Raw genomic sequence first — 7,036 nt, forward strand, 5'->3', positions numbered from 1 at the left:
CCGTCGCAAAAACAGAACCGACTAACGGCAAATTTGCCAACAATCCCGGCAAACCATCCCAAGCCTTCATCGCATCCAACTGCTGCGTCGGAATCAACACAATCATCGGTACAGCTAACGAACCCAATTCCGCAGTATTCGCCCCCACAGTAGTCAAACACAGGCTGCATTGTGATAGCAAATCGTAGGCAGGAGTTTGCGTCCAAAGTTCTATTTTCAAGCCAGTTGCTGTCTGCAAAAACGGCGATTCTGTTAAATGAAGTTCCGCGCTAGCGTTGGAAAATAAATGTAAGCAGGGATTTTGTTCAGCGTCGGCAAAACGTGCTAGAGTTTGCACATCTAAGCTCGGAGCAACCGGAATTACAAAGCGCGTTTCAGGGCGGACTCGATGGATCGATTGCGCGATCGCCAAACACAACGGTACACCTAAAGCTAATTTTGCCGCCTTAGAACCCGGTAACAATCCAATTAGTTCTATTTCCCGTAGGGGTTGTACGCCGTCTTTTGCCTCCGATTTGCGATCGCCTACTTCCGCAATCAAATCTCCCACAACTGTAAATTTATCAGCATATTTTTGCGGAACTTTAGCCAAAACTTCCGGTTTCATCGCCGCAAACCTATCAATCCAGCGATACCACCGCGCGTCCCATTCTGCATAAGTAACAGTGCGATATTTTAGCCTTTTGCCAATAACAACCGTAAAAAATTGGTCGCCGCCTAAAAACAAAACAACTCCCGTTTCATACCAATCCCAATTTTGGGCAGTTTTGCCCGATAATAAAAATCGAAAAAAATGCTCCGGTGCTTGCACTCTATCCACTTCTGGGTAGTTAAAATATCGACTGTCATAGCATTTAAGATTTAAAAGGATACAAGGGAGAATTCTATGACAGATTTAATGGATGCCGTCAAGATGGGTGATGTGGCGGCTGTGGAATGTGCGATCGAACAACGTGCAGATATCAACGCCAAAGACGAGGAAGGCGCGACGGCTTTGACGGCTGCGGCTGAGGTTGGCAATGCTGATATTGTCAAAAAATTGCTCGCAGCAGGTGCGGATGCTAACAGTCAGGATAATGACGGTTGGACGCCGTTAATGAGCGCCGCTGCTGCCGGACATACCGAGATTGTACAGCTTTTGCTGGATGCGGGGGCGGATGTGAATGCTAAAACTGCTTTTGGTTTGACGGCTTTGATGAGTGCGGCGGGTAGCGGGCGCGCTGATGTTGTGCAGGTTTTGATCGATCGAGGTTCCGATCTCAAAGCCAAGGATAATAATACTTGGACTGCGTTAATCTGGGCATCTTCGGAAAAGCACCAAGATGTGGTTGAGGTTTTGAAGCTGGCGCGCGATCGCCATTAACAACTTAGCAACCGGGTTTATCAAATAAACCCGGTTTCTGGATGATATAATTAATTAATAAATTTGCCATTTTTATATCATGGTACTATTCGATCGAGAAATGCGTTTGCCAACTAGCGCCGAACTCCCTTCTTCGGATGATACTCCAGTGGATAACGAAAATCAAAACTTTCTTCCCAACTTACTGTTATTCTTGCTCAAATTTCACTGGCGCGAGCGGAATGACTGGTTTTTTGCGGTGGATATGGGAGTTTATCACACGACGGGAGTAAGTCATCTAGTTCCAATCGTTCCTGACGGCTTTCTAAGTCTGGGTGTCGAAAGATTCAAAGGCGATACTTTGCGCCTCAGTTACGTCCTGTGGGAAGAAAATAATATTCCCCCGATATTTGCCTTAGAGATTGTTTCTCAAACTTACGGCGGTGAATACGATAAAAAGATTGATATTTACGCGAAGTTGGGCGTGCTTTACTACGTAATTTACAATCCCTATTACTGGCGGCGAGACCAACATCAACCCTTTGAAGTTTATCATTTGGTAAATGGCGAGTACGAACAGCAAATTGGTGAACCTTTTTGGATGCCGGAAGTGGGTTTAGGAATTGGTCGAGGTCGGTACAGCGATGGGGAACGACAGTTGGAGGTTTTGTACTGGTTTGACGAACGAGGTACTAGGTATTTGACGGCTGAAGAATTGGTGGCTCAATATCGCGATCGCTTTGGCGAGTTGCCGGAATAGCAAAGCGCGATCGCCATTTTGTTTCAATGGGCGATTCCACCCATCAAATTCAACACCCACTCATTAATCGCTTCTGGATTTTTAGCCTAATAAAAAGTATGAAAAACTATTTAATGATTCTGGCAATCGATTCAAGTTCAAATTGCCGCCACCTTTAATTACGGCGATCGTGTCCAATACTATCGCACCAGATGAGCTATCTGAGAATTTTGTTTGAATTTGTAAATCTAGATTATTGTTGATAGGAGACAGAATGTACCAATCTAAATATCCTCCCAGCCGGATACTGTCCTGACCTTGTGTAAAGTTCTGAATTGTAGCAAAACCAGGCCCATTGTAGAAAACCTCAATGTTGACCAATGCAGATCTAATACCCATTGGCGTAGTCGTACCCAATAGGAATTCATCCTGACCTGTACCACCAATCAGAGTATCAAATTCATTGTCGCCCTTACTTTCATAAACCGTGAAGATCCCACTTGTGAGAACATTAGGGACACTTCTACCTACTTCAACTCCAATGAGTCTGGTATTCCCCGCCCCGAAACCAGTAACAATATCATTACCAGAAGTTCCGACAAAAGTCGCAGTACGATTAGGATCAAATTGTCCTAATTTCAGATAGTGTTCTCTGCCAGTTTTAAACACTCCTGAATTGACAAGTGACCTGATATCGCCAGTGAAATAATCCGGTTCAGAGAAAGAAGTCGCAAACAGACCATCTTTGATTCCGAATTTAATGAAATGCTGGTAACCATTTTTAAAGGTTCCATTTTGAATAAACGGTAACAAATCTCGATTATTTGCTACATAAAATGCTTCGTCGTAGTCAGGCGATACTCGCGTGCGACCTTCTTCGTAACCAAACTGGATAAAGTGGTCTAAACCAGAAGCAAAAGGCGCGTTTGGATTGCTTGAGTTGCGGATTGAGGGAACAATATCTGGATTTTGAGCTAGATAGGTTTGTTCGTCAAAGTAACGCGATACTGCGGTGAGGCCACCAGCTTGACCAAATTTTTCAAAGTGTTCTCTGCCAGATTTGATGATTCCTGCATCAAGTGCTGGTTTCAGCCACGGATACTGTGAAAGGTAGTATTGTTCGTCGAAGATGTCATAGTTTGTCATGCCATTTACCTGATTTTTAGTCTACAGATTTGTTTGTTAAAATCAACCCACTATTACTAACTCTACTAGCTCATTATGTCAAGTTAAGTATTATCTAGCAGCATTTTTTTTGCTGGTAGACACAAAAGGGCGATCGCAAGAAAACTCAAAAGCCATCAATCATCAGTATCAACTAATGACCAATGACTAATGACTAATGACTAATGATTAATGACCAATGACTAACCGATCGCGAAAGTACCGTTACCATTAGATTGGATGAAACTCAAATTCAAGTTTGCACCTCCTTCAATCACGCCGAGTACATCTCCAAAACGCTGGATTGACAAATTGCCACCAACAGGAGTCAGGCTGTAACCGCTTAAAGAATTTCCTTGCAGTTGGATCAAATCATTTTCTATGTCGAAGTTGCGAATCGTAGCTTGACCGTTACCTGTATACAGCGCTGCGGCGGAGGGATTCCCGGCTGATGCAGGAACTCCGAGGACGAATGTATCAACTCCCGGGCTGCCAATTAGGACATCGAATTCATTAGTTCCAAAGCTTTCATACTGCCGGTTTCCGTTGCGATCGATACCTACTTCTACTCCCACAAGTTCGGTATTCCCCACGCCAACGCCTGTGATAATGTCGTTGCTACGGCTGCCAACAAAAGTTGCGTCGCGGCTTGGCTCGTTTTTCCCGAAATTGAAGTAGTGTTCCCGACCAGTTTTCAAGTTTCCAGAGTTGACAAACGGCACGATATCGGGATTTTTCCTTAAGTATTCCGGTTCAAAAAACGAAGTCCCAAAACGGCCTTCTTTGGCCCCGAATTGAATGAAATGCTGGTATCCTGATTTGAAAGGTGCATTAGCCCCGATAAACGATCGCAATTCTGAGTTATTTGCCAAATAAAAATCTTCGTTGTACTCAGGCGATACTTTAGTGCGGCGCTGTCCTTCATCGTAACCGAACTGAATAAAGTGATCGAGGCCGGTGGCAAAAGGCGCGTTTGGGTTGACAGTTTTGACAAAGGGTGCGAGATCTGGGTTGCCTGCAAGGTAAGTAGCTTCGTCAAAATAACGCGATACTTTAGTTAAGCCACCTGCTCTACCAAATTTTTCAAAGTGTTCTTTGCCAGATGCGATTACTCCGGCATCAATGGCCGGTTTGACCCAAGGATATTGGGCGAGGTAGTATTTTTCGTCGAAAATTGCGTAGTTAGCCATGTTTTATACCTATGGTTTTGATGAGCTTGATTGTGAATACCAATTAGCTTTTCATTGACTCGATCGCGGATCGGGAACTTACAGCAGATTCCAGGTTTATGAAGTACGCCTCGGATCGAGAAATTCCGGTAGGGACACGGCATTGCCTTGTCCCTACTGCACTTCATAAACCTGGCATATACTGTATAGAATTCAGAAGTTATAAAATGGTTTTAAGTTCCTAGGCAAATATTGAGTTTTGTGACATACAAATTACTAGAATTTTTTATTCTATCTTCATAGATTATGCCTTTTCCCCCTCAATTAACTGCTCTATCGCAAGTATGATCTGTTATACAAAAGTTCGAGCTTGTTTCGGGATTTTTTTTCTCAAAGGTTTGTTGATTTTTGGGGATTTTTTTATGATAGCTTGCTTTAAACATATTTTATAAGATATGTCAAGTAAATTTTTGTAAAGATAATTTGGAGCATTTGCTCAAGGAATTTGTAAAATAATGTAACTAAAAATTGCAATAAATTTGTCGAATTGTGTAATTAGCAGGATCGAATCGCCTAATGGCAAGCGTTTTCTGGTAAAAATGCTTAGGGGACAAAAAAATTCCCGATTGCCGAAAACAGCATCTTAAAGGAGCCTAACCGGATGTTCACTCACGTCAAGCCCACCATTCGCCACGTCGTGCCGGAAAACTTGCAGGGGCGATCGCTCATGAAGGTGGTCTATGTCGTACTAGAACCGCAGTATCAAAGCGCCCTCTCCGCAGCGGTTCGAGCGATAAATAACAAAAATCCGAATCTGGCAATAGAAATCAGCGGCTATCTGATCGAAGAACTCCGCAGCCCGGAAAATTACGAGGCTTTCAAGCGGGATGTCGCTGATGCCAATGTATTTATTGCTTCTCTAATTTTTATCGAAGATTTGGCCGAAAAAGTGGTAGCGGCTGTAGAACCGCTGCGCGACAGCTTGGATGTCGCCGTCGTCTTCCCGTCGATGCCTGGGGTGATGCGGCTCAACAAAATGGGCAGTTTCTCGATGGCGCAGTTGGGACAAAGCAAAAGCGCGATCGGCGAATTCATGAAAAAACGGAAGGAAAAATCCGGTAGTTCCTTCCAAGACGGAATGCTGAAACTGCTGCAAACTTTGCCGAAAGTGCTGAAATATTTGCCGATCGACAAAGCTCAAGATGCCCGCAACTTCATGCTGAGTTTCCAGTATTGGCTGGGCGGTTCCCAAGAAAACTTGGAAAACTTCTTGCTGATGCTGTCGCATAAATACGTATTCAAAGGCCAGGAACAATTAAGTTTTCAAGAACCTGTTGTTTACCCGGATATGGGGATTTGGCATCCTTTAGCACCGTCCATGTTTGAGGATGTCAAAGGATATCTGAACTGGTATAATGCCCGCAAAGATATTTCCGCAGACCTCAAAGATCCCCTCGCACTTTGCATTGGTTTAGTGTTGCAGCGCACTCACTTAGTTACTGGAGATGACGCACACTACGTAGCAATTGTGCAGGAATTCGAGGCAATGGGCGCGCGGGTTTTACCGATTTTTGCAGGCGGTTTGGACTTCTCGAAACCGGTTGAAACCTTTTTCTTGGAAGTTGGGCCCAAAGGTGTGGCACCGCTGCCGATCGTAGATGCGGTAGTTTCTCTGACTGGTTTTGCGTTGGTTGGCGGCCCGGCGAAACAAGATCACCCAAAGGCGATCGAGACTTTGAAAAAGCTGAACTGTCCTTATATGGTGGCTTTGCCGCTGGTTTTCCAAACGACGGAAGAGTGGGAAAATAGCGATTTGGGCTTGCACCCGATTCAAGTTGCTTTGCAAGTGGCGATTCCTGAGTTGGATGGTGCGATCGAACCGATTATCTTGTCGGGTAGAGATGGCGCAACTGGAAAGGCGATCGCCCTGCAAGATAGAATCGAGGCAATTTCCCAGCGCGCCATGAAATGGGCAATGCTGCGGCGCAAACCAAAATTAGACAAGAAAGTTGCGATCACAGTCTTCAGTTTCCCGCCCGACAAAGGCAACGTCGGCACAGCCGCTTACTTGGACGTTTTCGGCTCAATTTACGAAGTATTGAAAGCCCTAAAAGGTAACGGTTACGACTTGCCAGAACTGCCGGATTCCGCCGAAAAACTGATGCAAGAAGTCATCCACGACGCAACAGCCCAATACCAAAGTCCGGAATTAAATATTGCTTACCGGATGTCCGTAGCTGAATACGAAGAATTCACTCCTTATTCGGAACGTTTGCAAGAAAATTGGGGCCCGCCTCCTGGGCATTTGAACAGCGACGGACAAAATTTGCTGATTTTCGGCAAACATTTCGGCAACGTATTTATCGGAGTGCAACCTACCTTTGGATATGAAGGCGATCCGATGCGGTTGTTATTCTCTCGTTCTGCAAGTCCGCACCACGGTTTTGCTGCTTACTACACTTATTTAGAGCGCATTTGGGGTGCGGATGCGGTGCTGCACTTTGGCACTCACGGTTCCCTAGAATTCATGCCTGGTAAGCAGATGGGAATGTCTATCGATTGTTATCCCGACAGTTTGATCGGCAAGATTCCTAACCTTTATTATTACGCCGCCAACAATCC

The 7,036-nt window shown here is 44.8% G+C and carries 5 protein-coding genes and 1 pseudogene; 3 read left to right on the forward strand and 3 right to left on the reverse strand.

From position 1 onward, the window contains the following. A pseudogene (locus JGK20_RS32240) lies at window positions 1–832 on the reverse strand (lipid-A-disaccharide synthase); the annotation flags it as partial. Between the two features lie 54 nt (window positions 833–886). On the opposite strand from JGK20_RS32240, the gene JGK20_RS32245 reads away from it, so the two are divergent. Both JGK20_RS32245 and JGK20_RS32250 read left to right on the forward strand, forming a co-directional pair. Further along, window positions 887–1,363 (forward strand): ankyrin repeat domain-containing protein, encoded by a 477-nt coding sequence (locus JGK20_RS32245; RefSeq protein WP_293176656.1) that lies wholly within the window; start codon window positions 887–889, stop codon window positions 1,361–1,363. A gap of 79 nt (window positions 1,364–1,442) precedes the next feature. Next, window positions 1,443–2,102, forward strand: a complete 660-nt coding sequence (locus JGK20_RS32250) for a Uma2 family endonuclease (protein ID WP_293206853.1) — start codon at window positions 1,443–1,445, stop codon at window positions 2,100–2,102. Between the two features lie 81 nt (window positions 2,103–2,183). On the opposite strand, the gene JGK20_RS32255 is transcribed toward JGK20_RS32250, so the two are convergent. Both JGK20_RS32255 and JGK20_RS32260 read right to left on the reverse strand, forming a co-directional pair. Beyond that, window positions 2,184–3,227, reverse strand: a complete 1,044-nt coding sequence (locus JGK20_RS32255; RefSeq protein WP_293206851.1) for a calcium-binding protein — start codon at window positions 3,225–3,227, stop codon at window positions 2,184–2,186. 221 nt (window positions 3,228–3,448) lie between these two features. Further along, window positions 3,449–4,435: a calcium-binding protein gene (locus JGK20_RS32260; protein WP_293218042.1), complete on the reverse strand. Its 987-nt coding sequence runs from the start codon at window positions 4,433–4,435 to the stop codon at window positions 3,449–3,451. A gap of 640 nt (window positions 4,436–5,075) precedes the next feature. On the opposite strand from JGK20_RS32260, the gene bchH reads away from it, so the two are divergent. After that, the coding region (gene bchH, locus JGK20_RS32265; protein ID WP_293233527.1) for a magnesium chelatase subunit H at window positions 5,076–7,036 on the forward strand (1,961 nt) is incomplete at its 3' end.

This window comes from Microcoleus sp. PH2017_05_CCC_O_A (assembly GCF_020738785.1).
Taxonomy (GTDB): domain Bacteria; phylum Cyanobacteriota; class Cyanobacteriia; order Cyanobacteriales; family Microcoleaceae; genus Microcoleus.